Annotated in this window: 18 protein-coding genes; 12 read left to right on the top strand and 6 right to left on the bottom strand. The window is 63.5% G+C overall.

The window, feature by feature from the left end; all coding sequences use genetic code 11:
• The first annotated feature begins 32 nt into the window (after positions 1-32).
• Genes purM through FV139_RS15740 form a run of 3 tightly spaced genes read left to right on the top strand, consistent with a single transcriptional unit; the run spans position 33 to position 2471 of the window.
• The gene (gene purM, locus FV139_RS15730; protein ID WP_148069404.1) at positions 33-1076 is read left to right on the top strand and encodes a phosphoribosylformylglycinamidine cyclo-ligase; all 1044 of its coding nucleotides are present in this window, start codon (positions 33-35) and stop codon (positions 1074-1076) included.
• Positions 1073-1729 carry a phosphoribosylglycinamide formyltransferase gene (gene purN, locus FV139_RS15735; RefSeq protein ID WP_148069405.1) on the top strand — a complete coding sequence of 219 codons (657 nt, stop codon included), beginning with the start codon at positions 1073-1075 and terminating at the stop codon, positions 1727-1729. The genes purM and purN overlap by 4 nt, the downstream gene beginning before the upstream one ends.
• Positions 1683-2471 (top strand): DUF3108 domain-containing protein, encoded by a 789-nt coding sequence (locus tag FV139_RS15740; protein ID WP_235898675.1) that lies wholly within the window; start codon positions 1683-1685, stop codon positions 2469-2471. Before purN ends, FV139_RS15740 begins: the two co-directional genes overlap by 47 nt.
• A gap of 31 nt (positions 2472-2502) precedes the next feature.
• Here the strand turns inward: FV139_RS15740 and dcd are convergent, their stop codons facing one another.
• Both dcd and apbC read right to left on the bottom strand, forming a co-directional pair.
• On the bottom strand, positions 2503-3069 hold the full coding sequence (gene dcd, locus FV139_RS15745) for a dCTP deaminase (RefSeq protein ID WP_148069406.1): 567 nt from the start codon (positions 3067-3069) through the stop codon (positions 2503-2505).
• Positions 3070-3086: 17 nt separating this feature from the next.
• The gene (gene apbC / locus FV139_RS15750) at positions 3087-3905 is read right to left on the bottom strand and encodes an iron-sulfur cluster carrier protein ApbC (RefSeq protein ID WP_148069407.1); all 819 of its coding nucleotides are present in this window, start codon (positions 3903-3905) and stop codon (positions 3087-3089) included.
• Positions 3906-4167: 262 nt separating this feature from the next.
• Here apbC and metG point away from each other — a divergent pair, with 262 nt between their 5' ends.
• The 7 genes from metG (at position 4168) to FV139_RS15785 (ending at position 12090) form a co-directional block, all read left to right on the top strand.
• The gene (gene metG / locus FV139_RS15755; protein ID WP_148069408.1) at positions 4168-6222 is read left to right on the top strand and encodes a methionine--tRNA ligase; all 2055 of its coding nucleotides are present in this window, start codon (positions 4168-4170) and stop codon (positions 6220-6222) included.
• A 191-nt stretch (positions 6223-6413) separates the two neighbouring features.
• Positions 6414-6992 carry an electron transport complex subunit RsxA gene (rsxA, locus tag FV139_RS15760; RefSeq protein WP_148069409.1) on the top strand — a complete coding sequence of 193 codons (579 nt, stop codon included), beginning with the start codon at positions 6414-6416 and terminating at the stop codon, positions 6990-6992.
• Between the two features lie 5 nt (positions 6993-6997).
• Complete coding sequence (gene rsxB, locus FV139_RS15765; RefSeq protein ID WP_148069410.1) at positions 6998-7639, top strand: electron transport complex subunit RsxB; 642 nt, start codon at positions 6998-7000, stop codon at positions 7637-7639.
• Positions 7636-9681, top strand: coding sequence for an electron transport complex subunit RsxC (gene rsxC, locus FV139_RS15770; protein ID WP_148069411.1), 2046 nt, complete (start codon positions 7636-7638; stop codon positions 9679-9681). Before rsxB ends, rsxC begins: the two co-directional genes overlap by 4 nt.
• On the top strand, positions 9681-10718 hold the full coding sequence (gene rsxD, locus FV139_RS15775) for an electron transport complex subunit RsxD (RefSeq protein WP_148069412.1): 1038 nt from the start codon (positions 9681-9683) through the stop codon (positions 10716-10718). The genes rsxC and rsxD overlap by 1 nt, the downstream gene beginning before the upstream one ends.
• On the top strand, positions 10718-11377 hold the full coding sequence (gene rsxG / locus FV139_RS15780; protein ID WP_148069413.1) for an electron transport complex subunit RsxG: 660 nt from the start codon (positions 10718-10720) through the stop codon (positions 11375-11377). Before rsxD ends, rsxG begins: the two co-directional genes overlap by 1 nt.
• Complete coding sequence (locus FV139_RS15785) at positions 11377-12090, top strand: electron transport complex subunit E (protein ID WP_148069414.1); 714 nt, start codon at positions 11377-11379, stop codon at positions 12088-12090. Before rsxG ends, FV139_RS15785 begins: the two co-directional genes overlap by 1 nt.
• Positions 12091-12105: 15 nt before the next feature.
• On the opposite strand, the gene FV139_RS15790 is transcribed toward FV139_RS15785, so the two are convergent.
• From FV139_RS15790 to FV139_RS15805, 4 genes are all read right to left on the bottom strand, one after another.
• Positions 12106-12507 (bottom strand): hypothetical protein, encoded by a 402-nt coding sequence (locus FV139_RS15790; protein ID WP_213004137.1) that lies wholly within the window; start codon positions 12505-12507, stop codon positions 12106-12108.
• A complete protein-coding gene (gene rimI, locus FV139_RS15795; protein WP_187276583.1) occupies positions 12494-12919 on the bottom strand; it encodes a ribosomal protein S18-alanine N-acetyltransferase in 426 nt (141 codons plus the stop codon). The genes FV139_RS15790 and rimI overlap by 14 nt, the downstream gene beginning before the upstream one ends.
• A 41-nt stretch (positions 12920-12960) precedes the next feature.
• On the bottom strand, positions 12961-13491 hold the full coding sequence (locus FV139_RS15800) for a hypothetical protein (RefSeq protein WP_148069416.1): 531 nt from the start codon (positions 13489-13491) through the stop codon (positions 12961-12963).
• Positions 13492-13764: 273 nt separating this feature from the next.
• A complete protein-coding gene (locus tag FV139_RS15805; protein ID WP_148069417.1) occupies positions 13765-14610 on the bottom strand; it encodes a glycosyltransferase family 2 protein in 846 nt (281 codons plus the stop codon).
• Positions 14611-14710: 100 nt separating this feature from the next.
• On the opposite strand from FV139_RS15805, the gene FV139_RS15810 reads away from it, so the two are divergent.
• Complete coding sequence (locus FV139_RS15810; RefSeq protein WP_148069418.1) at positions 14711-15949, top strand: Nramp family divalent metal transporter; 1239 nt, start codon at positions 14711-14713, stop codon at positions 15947-15949.
• Positions 15950-16297: 348 nt separating this feature from the next.
• A complete protein-coding gene (locus tag FV139_RS15815) occupies positions 16298-18550 on the top strand; it encodes an Ig-like domain-containing protein (protein ID WP_148069419.1) in 2253 nt (750 codons plus the stop codon).
• Positions 18551-18686: the final 136 nt, after the last annotated feature.

Genomic DNA, 18686 nt, shown 5'->3' on the forward strand with positions numbered 1-18686 from the left:
CCTCGAGATTTCGATTACCGGACCCAGACCCCATGAGCACAGACAAGGGCGCCCCCTCTCTCAGCTACCAGGACGCCGGCGTCAATATTGACGCCGGCAACGCACTGGTGGAGCGCATCAAGAGCGTTTCCAAACGCACCGCACGCCCGGAAGTCCTGGGCGGGCTGGGCGGCTTCGGCGCGCTTTGCGAATTGCCCGCCGGCTACCGCCAGCCGGTGCTGGTCTCGGGTACCGACGGCGTGGGCACCAAACTGCGCCTCGCCATGGACCTCGGGGTGCACGACACCATCGGCATCGACCTGGTGGCCATGTGCGTCAACGACCTCGTCGTGGCCGGCGCCGAACCCTTGCTGTTTCTCGACTATTACGCCACCGGCGCCCTCAATGTGGACACCGCAGTAGATGTGGTAACCGGTATCGGCAAGGGTTGCGAGCTCGCCGGCTGCGCCCTGGTGGGTGGCGAAACGGCAGAAATGCCCGGCATGTACGAAGGTGAAGACTACGACCTGGCGGGATTCTGCGTGGGCGTGGTCGAAAAGGACGAGATCATCGACGGCAGCCAGGTGGCTGCTGGTGACGTGCTGGTGGGTATCGCCAGTTCCGGCCCGCACTCCAACGGCTACTCCCTGATCCGCAAGATTATCGAGGTCAGCGGCGCCGACCTCAGCCAGCCCCTGGGCGACACCACCCTTGGCAAGGCCCTGCTGGAACCCACTACCATCTACGTGAAGCCGCTGCTGGAGCTGTTCAAGTCGGCGCAGGTGAAGGCCCTGTCCCACATCACCGGCGGCGGCCTGCTGGAAAACCTGCCCCGGGTTCTGCCCGAAAACTGCAGCGCCCACATCGACACCACCAGCTGGCAGTGGCCCCCGGTGTTCGAATGGCTGCAGAGCCAGGGCAATGTGGAAACCCGGGAAATGTACCGCACCTTCAATTGCGGCGTGGGCATGGTGCTGTGCGTAGCGCCGGCCGACCTCGACAAGACACTCGCCACCCTCGACGCGTCCGGCCTCAAGGCCTGGCAGATTGGCCGTATCGAAACCGGTGCACACGGGGTAGAGCTGGTCGACGCATGAGTGACACCGCTACGCCTATCGCCATCCTGATCTCCGGCCGCGGCTCCAATATGCAGGCCTTCATCGATGCGGTACAGGCTGGAGAACTCGGGGCCCGCATTGCCCTCGTGCTCAGCAACAACCCCGACGCAGGCGGCCTGCAGCGAGCCCGGGAAGCGGGCATCGACACCGCAGTCATCAACCACCGCGACTACGCCAGCCGCGAGGATTTCGACGCTGCCATGGTAGCGCGACTACGGGAGGCCGGGGCCGAACTGGTCATCCTGGCCGGCTTCATGCGCATACTGACTTCTGTGTTTATTACCGCTTTTAGCGGTCGCCTATTGAACATTCATCCCTCTCTGCTGCCAAAGTACCCGGGACTCAACACTCACCAGCGCGCCCTGGATGCGGGCGACAGCGAAGCCGGGGTGACAGTGCACTTTGTGACCGAGGAGTTGGACGGGGGACCGCCAGTACTACAGGCAAGAGTACCGGTGGAGCCAGACGACACCGCCGACACCCTGGCCGCACGCGTGATTGTTGAGGAGCACAAAATCTATCCGCTGGCCGCCCAATGGTACCTCGAGGGCCGGCTCCAGCTGAGCGATCAAGGAGCGTTTCTCGATGGAGAACGAATACCGGAAGGCGGCATCCAGTACCATGACGCCTGAAGTCAGACCATCCCGTGCAAACGGGCGCCGCCGGACGCTGTTCCTGGGAGCGTTGCTGAGCCTCGCGCCCATGGTCTGCAGCGCGGTCGACAGCCTGCGACCCTACACTGCCGAGTACAACACCAGCGCCATCGGCATGAATCTCACCCTGAACCGGGAGCTGAAGAGCGACGGCGCAGGCGGTTTTACCCTCACCAACGGCGGCAAAATCCTGGTGGCCGGCTTCCACGAGGTCAGCGTGTTCCGGGTGGAGAACGGCGAGGTCATTCCCAAGTCCTACGTGTACCAGGGCACCGGCCTGATCAATCGCCGCCGCGAGGTGCATATCACCCCCGGCGAGGAGACCCTGCGCAGCCTGTACAAGGGTGAATGGTACGAGCTGCCGAACAAGCCGGGGACCCTGGACCGCCTGAGCCAGCAGGAACACCTGCGCCTGCTGATGCTGAACGACCCCAACCCCCGGGACGACCTGGTTATCACCGTTGCCGACGGCCGCAAGGTCAAGGACTACAAAATCGAGTTTGTCGGCGAGGAAATCGTGGAGACCGGCCTCGGGCCCATCAAAACCCTGCACTTCGAGCGCCTGCACGACGACCCGGACCGCAGCTCGGACATCTGGGTCGCCCCCGACTGGGATTACCTGATGGTCAAAACCGTTCATGTCGAGGACGACAAGCCGGTGGAAGTGCTGCTGACCAAGGCCAGCATCGAAGGCGTGCCGGTCACCCCGGACAGCGAGTAAAACCGGCCCCCCCTGTACCTGTCAGTGCCCGTCAGGCCTTGGGCAGGGTCACCCCGCGCTGGCCCTGGTACTTGCCACCGCGATCCTTGTAGCTGGTTTCACAGACCTCATCCGACTCAAAGAACAGCATCTGTGCCACACCTTCGTTGGCGTAGATCTTGGCGGGCAGGGTGGTGGTGTTGGAAAACTCCAGGGTTACATGCCCTTCCCACTCCGGCTCCAGGGGTGTCACGTTGACGATGATGCCGCAGCGGGCATAGGTGGATTTGCCCAGGCAGATGGTGAGCACATTGCGCGGAATGCGGAAGTACTCCACCGTGCTGGCCAGGGCAAAGGAGTTCGGTGGAATCACACAGACGTCCCCTTCCACGTCGACAAAGCTCTGCTCGTCGAAATGCTTCGGGTCCACCGTGGCGGAGTTGATATTGGTGAACACCTTGAACTGGTTCGAGCAGCGCACGTCGTAGCCGTAGCTGGAGGTCCCGTAGGAGATCAGCCGCCGGTCACCGTCGGCCCGGACCTGGCCCGGCGCGAAGGGCTCGATCATGCCCGCCTCTTCCGCCATGCGGCGAATCCACTTGTCTGACTTGATGCTCACGCTCTGGCTGCTCCGTGTTAGTCGTCGCTGATACTGATGTTGGGAAACTGGCGCACACCGCTGTCGCCACCCTCGACAGCAAGGCTGGCGGCGATGGCCCGGGCGGCATCGATGTAGGCCTGCGCCTCCGCTGACTCCGGATGGGAGACCACGGTGGGCCGACCGGCGTCGGTCTGCTCGCGAATGGACAGGGCCAGCGGCAGGCTGGCCAGCAGGGGAACCCCGTAGTCCGCGGCCACCCGGCGGCCACCCTCGGCGCCGAAGACATGCTCACTGTGGCCGCACTGGCTACACACATGCACTGCCATGTTCTCGATAATGCCGAGTATCGGCACGTCCACCTTGCGGAACATCTCGATACCCTTGCGGGCGTCCAGCAGGGCGATGTCCTGGGGCGTGGTCACGATCACGGCGCCGGCCACGGTCGCCTTTTGCGACAGGGTCAGCTGAATGTCCCCGGTACCGGGAGGCATGTCGATGATCAGGTAATCCAGTTCACCCCAGGCGGTTTGCTCAAGCATCTGGGCCAGGGCACTGCCGGCCATGGGCCCGCGCCAGACCATCGGTGTGCGCTCACCCGCCAGATAGCCCATGGACATCGTTTTCAGGCCGTGGGCTTCCACCGGCAACAGTCGCTCGCCGTCGGCCTGCTGTGGGCGCGTACCTTCCGCCAACCCGAGCATACGCTGCTGGCTCGGACCGTAAATATCGGCGTCCAGCAGCCCCACGCTGGCGCCCTCGGCGTACAGGGCAAGAGCGAGGTTGACGGCGGTGGTGGATTTGCCCACGCCGCCTTTGCCGGAAGCAACGGCGATGATGTGCTTGATCTGGTTCATGAGTGCATTCCCGGGCACATTGAGGTCACTGCGATCCATCGGTTACCGGTGCCGCAAGCGGCGACGGCCGGCCCCGCGGGGACCTTCAGGGCCCTTTCGGGCAAAGGGCGGCAGTATACGCCGGCGCCGGCGCGGCAACAATGGCCACCCCCGGCTGGAGGCCGGTCGAAAGCCGCGGAAACCCTGGCCTGGCGGGTGAAAAACGCGGGTAAAAGCGCTATAGTGGCGCCCCTTTTTTTGCACCCGACTCCACAGGCAGACAATGGCTGACAGCAGCACCCGCGATATCCTGGTAACCAGCGCCCTTCCCTACGCCAATGGCTCACTCCACCTGGGCCACTTGCTGGAGATGGTGCAGACCGACATGTGGGTGCGCTTCCAGAAGTCCCGGGGCCACCGCTGCCACTACGTGTGCGCGGACGACGCCCACGGCACCGCCATCATGCTGACCGCGGAGAAACTCGGCATCACTCCCGAGGAACAGATCAAGCGGGTCCAGGCGGAACACGAAAAGGACACCGCGGGCTTCCTCATCGGATTCGATAACTACTACAGCACCCACTCGCCGGAAAACCGTGCCTGGAGCGAAGAGATCTACCGTCGCCTGCGCGCTAACGGGCACATTGCCACCCGCGCCATCACCCAGGCCTTCGACCCGGAAAAAGAACTGTTTCTGGCGGATCGCTTCATCAAGGGCACCTGCCCCAAGTGCAAAACGCCCGACCAGTACGGCGACAACTGTGAGGCCTGCGGCGCCACCTACACCCCCGCTGACCTGATCGACCCGGTATCGGCACTGTCCGGGGCCACTCCGGTGGACCGGGAGTCCGAGCACTACTTCTTTACGCTCCCCGCCTTCAGCGACATGCTCAAGGAGTGGACCGGCTCCGGCACCCTGCAACCGCAGATCGCCAACAAACTGCGTGAATGGCTGGACGCCGGCCTGCAGGAGTGGGATATCAGTCGCGATGCACCCTACTTCGGCTTTGAGATCCCCGACGCCCCGGGCAAGTACTTCTACGTCTGGCTGGACGCTCCCATCGGCTACATGGCCAGTTTCCAGAATTACTGTGAGCGCGCGGGCCTGGACTTTGACAGCTACTGGCAGAAAAATTCGCAGGCCGAGCTGTACCACTTCATCGGCAAGGACATCATCAATTTCCACGGCCTGTTCTGGCCGGCGATGCTGCACTCGGCCGGGCTGCGCACCCCCACCGCCATTTACGCCCACGGTTTCCTCACGGTGAACGGGACCAAGATGTCCAAGAGCCGCGGCACTTTCATCAAGGCCAGTACCTATCTCGAGCATCTCGATGCCGAGTACCTGCGCTATTACTTCGCCGCCAAGCTCAGCGCCTCAGTGGATGATATCGACCTCAACCTGGAAGACTTCGTCCAGCGGGTCAACGCGGACGTGGTGGGCAAAGTGGTAAATATCGCCAGCCGCTGCGCCGGCTTCCTGCGCAAGGGCTTCGACAACACCCTGACCCCGAACTGCGCCGAGCCCGAGCTGGTGCAGTCTTTTATAGAGGCCGGACAGGACATCGCCGCGCTGTACGAAGGCCGCGAGTTCAACAAGGCCATTCGCGAAATCGTGGCCCTGGCGGACCGCGCCAACCAGTACATCGACGAGAAGAAGCCCTGGGTGCTGGCCAAGGAAGAAGGCAGTGAGGCCGAGGTCCACGCGGTGTGCAGCGTGGGCATCAACCTGTTCCGGGTGCTGATGACCTACCTGAAGCCCGTACTGCCGGCGATGGCGGAAAAGTCCGAGGCCTTCCTCAACCACAGCCTGGACTGGACCGCCCTGGAGGCGCCCCTGTGCGACCACCGGTTGGAGAAGTTCAAGCCGCTCATTACCCGTATCGATCCCAAGCAGATCGAAGCCATGGTCGAAGCGAGCCGGGAACAGGCGCCCGCTACCGCGGAAGCTGCCGCCAAAACCGCGGCGTCATCTCCCCAGCCAGCAGCAGAACCCGCCGGGGAAGAGGACAACACCATCGCCTTCGAGGACTTCGCCAAGGTGGATCTGCGGGTCGCGGAAATTGTCGCCGCCGACCATGTCGAGGGCGCCGACAAACTCCTGCGCCTCACCCTGAGTCTCGGCGATGGCCAGCGCCAGGTGTTCGCCGGCATCAAGGCGGCCTACGCCCCCGAGAACCTGGTGGGCAAACTGACCGTCATGGTCGCCAACCTGGCCCCGCGCAAGATGCGCTTTGGCGTCAGCGAGGGTATGGTGCTGGCGGCCGGCCCCGGCGGCAAGGACATTTTCCTGCTGGAACCCCACGCGGGCGCCAGGCCCGGCATGCAGGTCAAGTAGCCCCGGCCGCAACCCGCCGGGTCGGTCCGGGTGCAGAACCCCGAACCAGCCCCGGCGGTTATGAGCTTATGACAAATGACGAGTTGTCTGCCCCGCGTGAACTACTTACCATTAGTCGTTTGACTTTGGGGCTTTGACGCGGGGCCTGCATCCCGCGCAGCAAACGACGTTAATTCAAAGACACTGACTCCATGCTGGCTGACTATTCCATCCTGTTGATCAGCGCCATTCTGGTCAACAACTTCGTGCTGGTACAGTTCCTCGGGCTGTGCCCTTTCATGGGCGTATCCAACAAACTGGAAACGGCCATGGGCATGTCGGCCGCCACCACCTTCGTGCTGACGCTGGCCTCTGTCTGCAGCTACCTGGTGTTCAACTACCTGCTGTCGCCCCTCGGGCTGGAGTACCTGCGTACCATCTCCTTCATCCTGGTCATCGCGGTCGTGGTGCAATTTACCGAGATGGTGGTACGCAAGAGCAGCCCGTTGCTGCACCGGGTACTCGGCGTCTACCTGCCGCTGATCACCACCAATTGCGCGGTACTCGGGGTGGCCCTGCTCAACATCAACAAGGAACACAACTTCCTTCAGTCCCTGTTTTATGGCTTCGGCGCTGCCGTGGGTTTCTCGCTGGTGCTGGTGCTGTTCGCCGCCATGCGTGAACGCCTGGCCGTGGCCGATGTTCCGGAGCCCTTCAAGGGGGCCGCTATCGGTATGGTCACCGCCGGGCTGATGTCACTGGCCTTTATGGGTTTTGCCGGACTGGTCTGAGCGCGATGTTTGAGCTGATTGCACAATACCCGCTGCTGGCCGCCCTGTTTGCCCTGGTGGGCCTCGGCGCAATCTTCGGCGCCCTGCTGGGTTTTGCGGCCGTGCGCTTCAAAACCGAAGGCGACCCCATCGCCGACCAGATCAACGCCATCCTGCCCCAGACCCAGTGCGGCCAGTGCGGCCATCCCGGCTGTCGCCCCTATGCCGAAGCCATCGCCGAGGGGGAAGCCATCAACAAGTGCCCACCCGGCGGTGAGGCCACTATCCAGGCCCTGGCGGACCTGCTGGATGTGGAAGCCATCCCGCTGGACGAAGAGCACGGCGAGGAGAAGGTCAAATCCATTGCCTATATCCGCGAAGACGAGTGTATCGGCTGCACCAAGTGCATCCAGGCCTGTCCTGTGGATGCCATTCTCGGCGCCGCCAAACAGATGCACACGGTCATCGCCAGCGAGTGCACCGGCTGTGACCTCTGTGTGGAGCCCTGCCCGGTGGACTGCATTGACATGATTCCCCAGGAGGAGACACTGCAAACCTGGCACTGGAAGCTGCCCGAACTGGGCCGGGCCAACGTCGACATCATCGCCACTGACAGCCTGGCCTTAACGGCGGAAACACCGGCACAGGACAGCGATCGCGCCGCATGAGGAAAATTTTCGATTTTCACGGCGGCATTCACCCGCCGGAGAACAAGCACCAGTCGCTGGGCGAACCCATCCGGGATGCCGGCATCCCTCCCCAACTGGTGATTCCCCTGTCACAGCATATCGGCGCGCCCTCCACCCCCATCGTGGCGGTGGGAGACCGGGTGCTGAAAGGCCAGGTCATCGCCGACGCCAATGGTTTTGTCAGCGTGTCGCAGCACGCCCCGAGTTCCGGCACTGTGGCCGCCATCGAGGAACGGGCGATCCCCCACCCCTCGGGTTTTTATGCCCCCTGTATCGTGATCGACTGTGACGGCCAGGATGAATGGCTGCCCCACCGCGGGGTGGAGAACTTCGAGGGTGAAAGCCCGGGAGACTTGCTGGAACTGATTCGCGAGGCCGGCATCGCCGGGATGGGCGGCGCGGGATTTCCCTCCGCGGTCAAACTGCGGGAGAAGCCCGGCGCCACTGTCGACACCCTGATCATCAACGGCACCGAGTGCGAGCCCTACATCACGGCCGATGACGCCCTCATGCGCGAACGGGCGGCAGACATCGTGGCAGGGGCGGATATCCTGCGCCACATTGTGGGTCCGCAGGCAACCCTGATCGGCGTTGAAGACAACAAGCCGGAGGGTATCCTGGCGCTGCAGGCTGCAGCCGAGGGTACCGGCATCGAGATCGTGGTGTTTCCCACCAAGTACCCCTCCGGGGGCGAGAAACAACTGATCGAGATACTCACCGGCCGCCAGGTGCCCAGCGGTGGCCTGCCCGCCGACGTGGGGATCGTGTGCCAGAACGTCGGCACCGCCGTGGCGGTGTACGAAGCTGTCGTTCTCGGCAAACCGCTGATTTCCCGGGTGACCACCGTTACCGGTGAGGCCGTTGCCCGGGCCGGTAACTTCCAGGTCCTGCTCGGTACGCCCATGCAATACCTGCTCGACCTCGCCGGCTTCGAGCCGGGCCGCAACCAGCGCCTGATCATGGGGGGCCCCATGATGGGCTTCACCCTGACGGACACCGCGGTCCCGGTGGTGAAGACCAGCAACTGCCTGCTGGCCCCGAGCCCGGCTGAATTGCCTGCGCCGCCACCCGCCCAAGCCTGCATTCGCTGCGGCCTGTGTGCCGAAGCCTGCCCCGCCAGCCTGCTGCCGCAGCAACTGTTCTGGTTCGCCCGCGGCAAGGAGTACGAAAAGCTCGAGCAGCACAACCTGTTCGACTGCATCGAGTGCGGCGCCTGCTCCTGGGCCTGCCCCAGCAATATCCCCCTGGTGCAGTATTACCGGGCCTCCAAGGCGGAGATCCTGCAACAGCGTCGGGATCATGAGAAGTCCGAGCAATCACGGATCCGCTTTGAAGCTCGCCAGGAGCGCCTGGCCCGGGAAGAGGCCGAGAAAGAAGCCAAGCGCGCCGCGCGCAAGAAAGCCGCCGAGCAACGCGCCCAGCAAGCGGCCGCCGCCGATGCCTCTGAAGCGGAGGTCGATCCGATCCAGGCAGCCATCGAGCGAGCCAAAGCGAAGAAGGCCGCCCAGCAGCAGGCTGCGGGCAGCGAAAACGAACAGGAGAAGCTGGAAAAGGCCGTAACCAGCGTCCGCAAACGGCTGGACACCGCCACCGGCAAGCTGGAACAGGCGAAGGCCGAGGGCTCCGACCTGGTGGACGCCCTGCAAACCGGTGTGGACAAGACACGCACCAAGCTCGAGGCAGCCGAGAAAGCCCTGGCCGACTATCTGGCGCAAGCTGGCAAGGCTCCGTCAGCCGAAGAAACACCCGCTACGCCTCCTACCATGAGCGCGGCAGAAGCGGCCATCGAAAAAGCCAAGGCAGCGCGCGCCGCCGAGGCGGAACTGAGCCCCGAGGAGAAAGCACGCAAACAACTGGAGAGTCTGCGGACCCGCCTGGCAAAGTCGGAAAAACGCTTGCAGGAGGGCCGCGAAGCGGGCGAAGAGGACAAGATTGTGAATGCCCTGGAAGCGACGGTAGAGCGCCTGAAGGAAAAGGTCAGCGCCCTTGAATCCGAGCTGAGCGAGGCGGAGAACGGCTGATGGCATTGCTGCGCGTCACATCCCCACACGCCCACGGCCCCATGAGCACCCCCAGGGTCATGCAGCAGGTGTTGCTGGCCACGCTGCCCGGGATTGCGGTATTAACCCACTTTTTTGGCTTCGGCACCCTGGTCAACATTGTCTGGGGCGGCCTGCTGGCTGTGGCCTTTGAAGCCCTGGCCCTGAAGCTGCGGGGTCGCGAGCTGGGCATCTACCTGCGGGACTGCAGTGCGCTGGTCACGGCGGTGCTGCTGGGCATCGCCATGCCGCCTTATTCCCCCTGGTGGCTGATCGGCGTGGGGATGGCCTCCGCCATCCTGCTGGCCAAGCACCTCTACGGCGGCCTCGGCTACAACCCCTTCAATCCGGCCATGGTCGGTTACGTGGTATTGCTGATTTCCTTCCCGGTCCAGATGACCAGCTGGGAAGCGCCCCGCGGTATCGGCGAGGTCCCCGGACTGCTCGACGCCCTGCGGGCCTGTTTCACCCCGGGAGCCTTCGATGGTGTCACCGCCGCCACCCCCCTGGACGTGCTGAAGCAGAACAACAGCCTGCTGGTCGACAACCTGTGGGCTTCACAGCCCGTCTTCGGCCGCTGGGGTGGTCTGGGCTGGGAGTGGGCCAATATCGCCTTCCTCGCTGGCGGCGCCTGGCTGTTGTACCGCCGTATTTTCACCTGGCATGCCCCCCTTGCCTTTCTCGCGGTACTGGCACTGATGGCAGCCCTGTTTTACGACGGCGGCAGCTCCGCCAGCGGAGGCTCGCCCCTGTTCCACCTGCTGAGCGGGGCCACCATGTTCGGTGCCTTCTTCATTGTGACCGACCCGGTGACATCGGCGGTCTCGGTAAGGGGAAGGCTGGTGTACGGGGCCCTGGCCGGCCTGCTGGTCTACCTGATCCGGGTGTGGGGCAATTACCCGGACGCCGTGGCCTTTGCCGTGCTGATCATGAACTTCGCCGCACCCTTTATCGACCACTACACCCAGCCGCGCACCTACGGCCACCGGAAACCACAGCGCAGCGGGGGGGACGAGTGATGCTGGGCCAGTCCATCAGCCGCAACAGCCTGCTACTGGGTGTATTTGCCGTCATCACCACCCTGCTGATTGCAGGTACCTACCTGCTCACCCGCGACCGCATCGCCGCGGCCCAGCGCCAGGCCGAGGAGAAAGCCCTGCTGGAGATCGTTCCCGACGAGCGCCACGACAACAACATGCTGGATGACACGCTGGCGATTCCCCCGGGAGAACTCGGACTCAAGCAGCCCCGCTCTGCCTATATTGCGCGCCGGGGCCGACAAGCCGCCGCCGTGATTCTGCCGGTGACTGCACCGGACGGTTACTCCGGTGCCATCGACCTCATCGTTGGGGTCAATCGCGACGGCACGGTAGCCGGTGTACGGGTACTCAATCACCGGGAGACCCCGGGGCTGGGCGACAAGGTGGACCTGAATAAATCCGACTGGGTGCTGGGATTTGACGGCCGCTCCCTGGATGACCCGTCCGTGGAGCGATGGGCCGTCAAAAAAGACGGTGGCGCCTTCGACCAGTTCACCGGTGCTACCATTACTCCAAGGGCCGTGGTAACGGCAACCAGAGGGGCACTGGAATATGCGCGCACGCGGCACGGCGAACTGTTCGCCGACGGCCCCGACACAGCAACCCAACCCGCCCCGGCGGACAGTGGAGCACACTGATGGCGGCAGCAGACTACCGCGAACTTTCCCTTAACGGCTTGTGGAAGAACAACCCGGCCATCGTCCAGCTGTTGGGCCTCTGCCCACTACTGGCCGTCACGGGCAGCGTGGTCAATGCCCTCGGCCTGGCGGCGGCTACCACCCTGGTTCTGCTGTGTTCCAATACCGCGGTTTCGCTGATTCGCAATGTCGTCTCCGATGCCGTTCGACTGCCGGTCTTCGTGATGATCATTGCTGCGGCGGTGACCTGTATCGAACTCCTGATGCAGGCCTTCACCTACGAGTTGTACCAGATTCTCGGCATCTTCCTGCCGCTGATCACCACCAACTGCGTCATCCTCGGCCGCGCGGACGCCTACGCCAGCAAGAACCCCCTGCCGCTGGCCATGTGTGACGGACTGATGATGGGGCTGGGTTTCGGGATCATCTTGGTACTCCTCGGCGCCCTGCGGGAGCTGCTGGGTACCGGCGCCCTGTTCGCCAACATGGACCTGCTGTTCGGTCCGGCTGCGGCTGACTGGAAAGTGGTACTGGTGGAGGACTACCAGGCCTTCCTGCTGGCCATCCTGCCCCCTGGCGCATTTATTTTCACCGGCCTGCTGATTGCAGGCAAAAACCTGATCGACCGCCAGATCAAGCGCCGCCAGGACGCGCGCAAGGCGCAACCGGTCAAGGGTGCCAAGCGGGTGCGGGTGACCGGTACGATTTCCTGACGGGGCGCTACCGCCCTACGAGGCGTTGAGTACGTTGAGGGTATCCAGTATTTCATCGACCGCAGGATCATCCATGCCCCGGTTTTCCTCGTCACAGCTGTAGGTGACAAACAGGAGCATCGCGCCCGCGTAGAGGTACCACTCCCTGATCGCCGCACTGTCCTCGACAAAGTCCGTGCTCACACCGGCGAAGTCGCCGCACTGTACCTTGCGCCATTGCAGCGGGCCGGGCGTTTCAGACCCGGCAATTTGCAATACTTCGGTAGCATCGAACACGCCACCTTCCTTGTGCAAGGTGCTCATTTCGATGCAGCCAACGTCGTCGAGGTCACCCACCAGGATGGTGTCTTCCTCTGCTTCTGCCCACCACTCCGGTGGTACCAGCATGCTCCACCATTCGGTCTCAAGCACGTTCACGTTCTGCTCCTGATTCAAGTGACATCAGTACCGCATCCTCGCGGCCCCCTGCACACGGGTAATAATTGGGGCGTCGCCCATCCTCGCCAAACCCCAGCCGGCGATACAACGCGAGGGCCGGGGCATTCGAGGCGCGCACCTCCAGCAGGCAGCGCTGCGCCTCTTTGCCGGCTTCGGCGATAGCCCTCCGCAAGAGACTACTCGCGAGCCCCTGGCGCTGTGCGCCGGGGGCCACAGCGACGTTGTGCACACTGAGTTCACCCACCACGCACTGACAAACCACAAAGCCCGACACCACCCCCGCGATGTCCGCTACCAGGGTGTAGTCACGCCCCTCCTCGCCCACTACGGCCTCAAGAAATTGTGCCGTAGTCCAGGGAGAGGGAGAAACCGCTGCGTCGATGTCAGCCATGGCAGGCACATCCGCCGGCACTGCTCGGCGCAATTGCACAGTCACGCCGTTCTGGTGCTCCGCAACGGGCGGATTGCTTCCCATACGGCCCGTTTTTGCTGTGGGTCCGCGAGCATGTCAGCTGTGCTGGCCGGTGCGGTAACACACGGGGTATCGACACCAGACGCACGGGTAAAGCGGTCACCAAAATGGCGAGCCGCGGCTTCACCGAGCACCACGATGGCCCGGCAGCCCTGCTGCTCCATCTGGCGCGCCAGAAAGCTGTGCAGGGCGGCTCTGGCTGCCTCCTCGCCCAGGTCGAGCTGGCGATTGTTGTGGGGAGGCCAGTCAAACTGCGACACCTGTACCGCGTTAACGGCACCTAATGCCTGCGCCATCCCCCGGATCAGGCGGACCTGATCCTTTCCCAACACCTCATTGGGCAACGCTTCCAGCCATAAAAAAGGCCCGGCGACCACGGCACAGAGGGTGAAGTGCGCGACAGGTCCCGGCGAGCGCGACGCCGGAAGGGGCACCTCGGGTGAAGGCGGTTCGACGTTGCCCTGGCGCCGGGACACGGGACGTTCCAGCACCGGGGGGATTGCCGGCGGCGAGCCGCCGGGAGCCGTGAGCGGCTGCGGCGGCATAGTCGACCCGACAACAGGCCCGGTTGACTGCGGCTGCCACTGCTGTCTTCGCCCCGGCGCTGCTCCGGGCAAATCCTGCCGGGAGACGTAACAACTGACGCCGAGCGCCTCGAGATAGGCGTGCTGACGAAGAGTCTGGAGACGGGTTGAGGGCATGGTGGACAGGTGGGTTGGCCAGGGTAGTGAAAGGGCCCAGTCTATCAGGTTTTGGGGTTGACCCTACAGCAGGCGCCAGCCATGACGGCGGAAGAATATCAGCGCCGAACGGCCAAACATACGGATATGCCGCCAGCCTTTGCTGGCCGCGTAGCCTCCGTGGTGGACGATATGCATCGCCGGGACAAACACCACCCGGCCGCTAGCGGCCAGGCGGATTGAGAGATCAAAATCCTCGAAGTACATGAAGAAGGCCTCGTCGAACCCCCCTACCGACTGCAGCGCCGCAGTCCGCGCCAGCATGCAACATCCGCTGACCAGCGGCACTTCCACCGGATCCGTCGCGGCCGCCAGTTCGCGCATCTCGTAATGCGCCAGGCGCTTGTCCAGCATCCGCTGGATCCAGCGCTGGCCGCTGGCCCGCGCCAGCAATAGCAGTACCGAGGGGTAACGCTTGCACAGGAACTCGACCTCTCCGCTGCCGCCCCTGGCAGCGGGTGCCACCAGGACCGTGTCGGGATTGTCAGCGAGCCAATGAAGGGCCTGCGCCAGCGCATCAGCGGCCAGCTCCACGTCGGGATTCAATATGAGGTGCAGGTCACTCTTCGCCAACCGCAGGACCCGATTGTGCCCGCCGCCGAAACCGAGGTTTTCCTCCTGGGGTTGCCACCTGCAGACCAGCCCGTCGCTGTCCCGTTCCAGCAGCGGCTGTATCTGGCTGCGGTAGTTTTCCGGTGAGCGGTTATCCACCAGCGTCAGCACGACCGGCGCCTGCAGAGCGCCGCACTCCCGGGCCCGGGCAACTGCGAATTCCAGGCTGTCCAGGGTGGCCGACAACAATTGCCGGTCACTCTGGTAGACAACCAGGGAGACAGACAGGCTTGGTGCGGGCAGGGACATGGCGCGCATGGTAGCAGTTCACCCCGGGCAAGTAACGACGATGGCGCCCACAAGTCCCGTCCCGGCTGTTACTATCTGCGCTGTATTTTCTCCCGGGTGGACTCTTCTCATGGCAGCGACAAGCTCAACAGCGACCGGTTTCCTGCGCAAGTTCGGCCCGGGGCTGCTGGTGACGGCGGCCTTCATTGGCCCCGGCACGATCACCACTGCCAGCAGTGCCGGAGCCCAGTTTGGGTTTGCCCTGCTCTGGGCCCTGCTATTTTCCGTGGTCGCCACCATCGTCCTCCAGGAAATGGCTGCCCGCCTGGGCCTGGTCACCCGGGCGGGCCTGGCTGAAGCGCTGCGCAGCTACTTTCACAGTCCGATTCTCGGCCGTGGCGCGGTGCTGCTGGTGGTCGCCGCAGTCGGCTTTGGCAACGCCGCCTACGAAGCGGGCAATATCGCCGGCGCGGCCCTCGCCCTGGACCTCGTCAGCCCCCTGGGCAGCGGGCTGTGGGCACTGGTCATCGGCCTGGCCGCGGCCGGCCTGCTGGCCAGCGGCCACTACAAGTTGCTGGAGTCAGCACTGATCCTCCTGGTGCTGGTGATGAGCGCCGTGTTTCTGCTGACGGCCTGGAAAGTCGCTCCCTCCCCCACGGCGATTCTGGAGGGGATGCTCAAGCCCAGCCTGCCCGACGGCTCGGTAATGACGGTGATCGCCCTCATCGGCACCACCGTCGTACCCTATAACCTGTTCCTGCACGCCAACGCCGTGCGCGAAAAATGGCCGGCCTCCGCTCCCACCAGTGAGGCCCTGGCCGAAGCCCGGCTCGATACCGGGCTCTCCATAGGCGTAGGGGGCCTGATTACCCTCGCCATTCTCAGCACTGCGGCGGCAGCGTTTTTCGGCACCGGAATTGCGTTCACCGGCGAATCGCTGGCCATCCAGCTCGAGCCCCTGCTCGGTAGCTGGGCCCGTTACGTCTTTGCCGCCGGGCTATTCGCGGGGGGACTGACCAGCGCCATCACCGCACCGCTGGCGGCGGCCTATGCAGTGTGCGGTGCGCTGGGCTGGCGCAACCAGTTGTCGGCGCCGGGCTTTCGCCTGGTCTGGCTGCTGGTACTGGGCACCGGCACCGCCTTCGCCGCCCTCGGCAGCAAACCGCTCACGGCGATTCTGTTTGCCCAGGTGGCCAACGGATTCCTGCTGCCCATCGTCGCGGTGTTCCTGCTGGTCGTGATGAATCAGCGGAGCCTGCTCGGGGATTTCACCAACGGACCTGTCGCCAACGTGCTCGGCACTGTGGTGGTGGCCGTGGCCTTTGGCCTCGGTGCGGTCAAGCTACTGGGTGTCGCCGGTCTTTTGTAGCGCAGAAGCAGGCTGAAATTAAGCTGCGATCAATCCTGACATTGCTCGATCTCGCGCCGATCTCCTGACAAACCCCGATTAACGGGGCGCTATCGCCCCCCTGGTGCACCACCCGTTTCTACCGGGCTCAGGCACCGCTTTCCGCTGTTTCGGGAGAAAATCACAAAAAGTCCGTATCGCCATGTTATCCATCGTTTTTTTGTGTAATAACCATGGTAACCTGTGGCGGTAACAATAAACGGGATGGGTCCCGACCGGCTTTTATCGCCGGGGAATAACGACCATCAGGACGCCAAAAAGCTTCTGACCAACAAGAGCTTCTATAAAAGCGGGCACAAGGGGAAGATAATGATCACTCGGTTTGCCACTCTCTTCAGCCGCCTGGCGGCACTCGTCGCCATTACTGCACTGATGACCGCCTGCGGAGGCGGAGGTGGTGGCGGTGGCGGCGGCTTCATCGATGGTCCCGGCGATGGCGGCACCGAAGATGCCTACTTCCTGACCCTGACCCTCGAGGATGCCGACGGCAACCCGACCAATACCGTCTCGACTTCCCGGCCGATGACCCTGCGGGTAAAAGTCTCCCGCAGGAGCGCCAATGGCGCGGCCATCTCTGACGCCCTGGTGAGCGCTCAGGCCGATCTCGGCACCCTGACCCCGGCTACCGCGCTCAGTAACAGTGAAGGCTTCGCCGTGTTTACCCTCGAAGCCGGTAGCGACCGAGGGGCCGGCGCCATCACCGCCAGCGTCACCAACGACGACGGCGTGGAAACCACCCAGACCCTCAACTACCAGGTGGGCTCTCCCGGCCTGCGTCTGGGACATTTTGAAGACGGACTGTTCATCGAAAATGAAATCGGCGTGAACCCGGGCACCGACCTGGTCTACCGCGGCAGCGCTGAGCTGTTTGTCGATATCGTCGACGAGAATGGCGAGCGGGTCACCAGCACCGAAAGCGTCACCCTGCGCAGTAACTGCCTGGCTACGGGCAAAGCCGAACTCGACCCCGCGAGCCCACTGGAGACATCTACTGGCAGTGCGACCACGACCTTCACTGCCATTGACTGTGCTGGTGACGACGAAATCACCGCCACCCTCAGCGGCAGCAGCGGCACGGCATTTGTCACCCTGAGCATCGGTTCGCCCCGGGCCAACAGCCTGACCTTTGTCAGCGCCGATCCCGACCTGATCGTACTCAAGGGCACCGGCGGCGGCGCCAACCGCCAGGAATCTTCCATCGTGACTTTCCGGGTGGTGGACTCCAGCAATAACCCACTGCCTGACGTGGACGTCAATTTCTCCCTGACCACCTCCATCGGCGGTCTCGCCCTGACCCCCAGTTCCGACACCAGCGATGACGATGGACTGGTACAGGTCACCCTGCTGTCAGGCGATGTGGCCACTGCGGTGCGGGTCATCGCTTCCGTCCTGGCAGGCGACGGCACGGGCCAGACTCTGTCCACCGTGTCCGACATTCTCACCGTCAGCACCGGCCTGCCGGACCAGAACTCCATCAGCCTCTCGGTAACCGAGGGCTTTGTGGTGGAGAATGGCTTCAGCGTCGATGGCATCGAGCGGACAATCAACGTGCGTATGGCCGACAAGTTCAACAACCCCGTCCCCGATGGTACCAGCGCGGTGTTCACCACCGAGTACGGCTCCATTGACCCGAGCTGCACCACGACCAACGGCGGCTGCTCGGTTACCTGGCGCAGCCAGGCTCCCCGTTATCCGACACTGCCCGACACCCGCAACGCGGTTATCACCATCGATAGCACCGGCCCCGTTGTCGGTGACCTCGGCCCGGTTCGCGGCGGACGCTCGACGATCCTGGTGACGGCCATCGGCGAAGAATCCTTTATCGACCGCAACGGCAACGGCATTATGGACGAGGCCGAACAAGACCTTTTCGACAACCTGCCCGAAGCCTTTATCGACCACAACGAGAACGGACTGTTCGACCCAGCCAGGGCAGCCTGCGAGGGCTCCAGTTCGATTGCCTGTATTTCCGGCGCCGAGGAAATCTTCGTCGACTTCAACAACGACAACCGCTACAACAGCAACACCAACCCCGCTTGGTACAATGGTCTGCTCTGCCCCCCCGAGGGCGATGGTGTCTGGTGTAGCCGGTCCCTGCTCAACGTGCGGGCCAGCACGACCCTCATTCTGTCGGCCGGTGAAGCCTTCGGCTGGTTCTTTGACCTGACCCGCAATGGCAGCTCCGTCACCAGTGTTTCCGAGGGCAACAATTACTTCTTCAATATCGCTGACATCTTCAACAATCGCCCACCCGCCGACTCCACCATCACGGTGGAAGCTGAAGGTGGCTGTATACTGGCCAGCCAGGAGGAAGTGACAGTCCCCAACAACACCAGCTATGGCGCCTTCTCCGTCCCAGTCTCCATCAGCACCGAAAGCGGAGACAACGAGGGTTCCCAGTCCCCCGTGGGCTGCCCGACGGAAACCGGTCGAGGCACCATCACCATTACGCTGAATCTTCAGGAGGGTACTTCACCCGCACCAGCGACCTACAACTGCAGCTGGGTGAACAACGCACCGGCGCCCGCGCAGGCCGATCCCAACAATCCGACCTGTAACTAAGCGGGTATAGCTCCCGCTACTCCCTGAACTCAAAAAGGCCGCGTGCATTCCACGCGGCCCAGACTGCTGACAAACCCCGGTTATTTAGCCGGGGTTTGTTGTTTTCGGAATACCACCGTCTTTGCTCGACGTCTCC

It is taken from the genome of Parahaliea maris, assembly GCF_008064665.1.
GTDB lineage: Bacteria > Pseudomonadota > Gammaproteobacteria > Pseudomonadales > Halieaceae > Parahaliea > Parahaliea maris.

Coding starts and splice junctions, on each gene's coding strand:
- purM (WP_148069404.1), top strand. CDS start 33: ATGAGCACAGACAAGGGCGCCCCCTCTCTCAGCTACCAGGACGCCGGC.
- purN (WP_148069405.1), top strand. CDS start 1,073: ATGAGTGACACCGCTACGCCTATCGCCATCCTGATCTCCGGCCGCGGC.
- FV139_RS15740 (WP_235898675.1), top strand. CDS start 1,683: ATGGAGAACGAATACCGGAAGGCGGCATCCAGTACCATGACGCCTGAA.
- apbC (WP_148069407.1), bottom strand. CDS start 3,905: ATGAACCAGATCAAGCACATCATCGCCGTTGCTTCCGGCAAAGGCGGC.
- metG (WP_148069408.1), top strand. CDS start 4,168: ATGGCTGACAGCAGCACCCGCGATATCCTGGTAACCAGCGCCCTTCCC.
- rsxA (WP_148069409.1), top strand. CDS start 6,414: ATGCTGGCTGACTATTCCATCCTGTTGATCAGCGCCATTCTGGTCAAC.
- rsxB (WP_148069410.1), top strand. CDS start 6,998: ATGTTTGAGCTGATTGCACAATACCCGCTGCTGGCCGCCCTGTTTGCC.
- rsxC (WP_148069411.1), top strand. CDS start 7,636: ATGAGGAAAATTTTCGATTTTCACGGCGGCATTCACCCGCCGGAGAAC.
- rsxD (WP_148069412.1), top strand. CDS start 9,681: ATGGCATTGCTGCGCGTCACATCCCCACACGCCCACGGCCCCATGAGC.
- rsxG (WP_148069413.1), top strand. CDS start 10,718: ATGCTGGGCCAGTCCATCAGCCGCAACAGCCTGCTACTGGGTGTATTT.
- FV139_RS15785 (WP_148069414.1), top strand. CDS start 11,377: ATGGCGGCAGCAGACTACCGCGAACTTTCCCTTAACGGCTTGTGGAAG.
- rimI (WP_187276583.1), bottom strand. CDS start 12,919: ATGGCTGACATCGACGCAGCGGTTTCTCCCTCTCCCTGGACTACGGCA.
- FV139_RS15805 (WP_148069417.1), bottom strand. CDS start 14,610: ATGCGCGCCATGTCCCTGCCCGCACCAAGCCTGTCTGTCTCCCTGGTT.
- FV139_RS15810 (WP_148069418.1), top strand. CDS start 14,711: ATGGCAGCGACAAGCTCAACAGCGACCGGTTTCCTGCGCAAGTTCGGC.
- FV139_RS15815 (WP_148069419.1), top strand. CDS start 16,298: ATGATCACTCGGTTTGCCACTCTCTTCAGCCGCCTGGCGGCACTCGTC.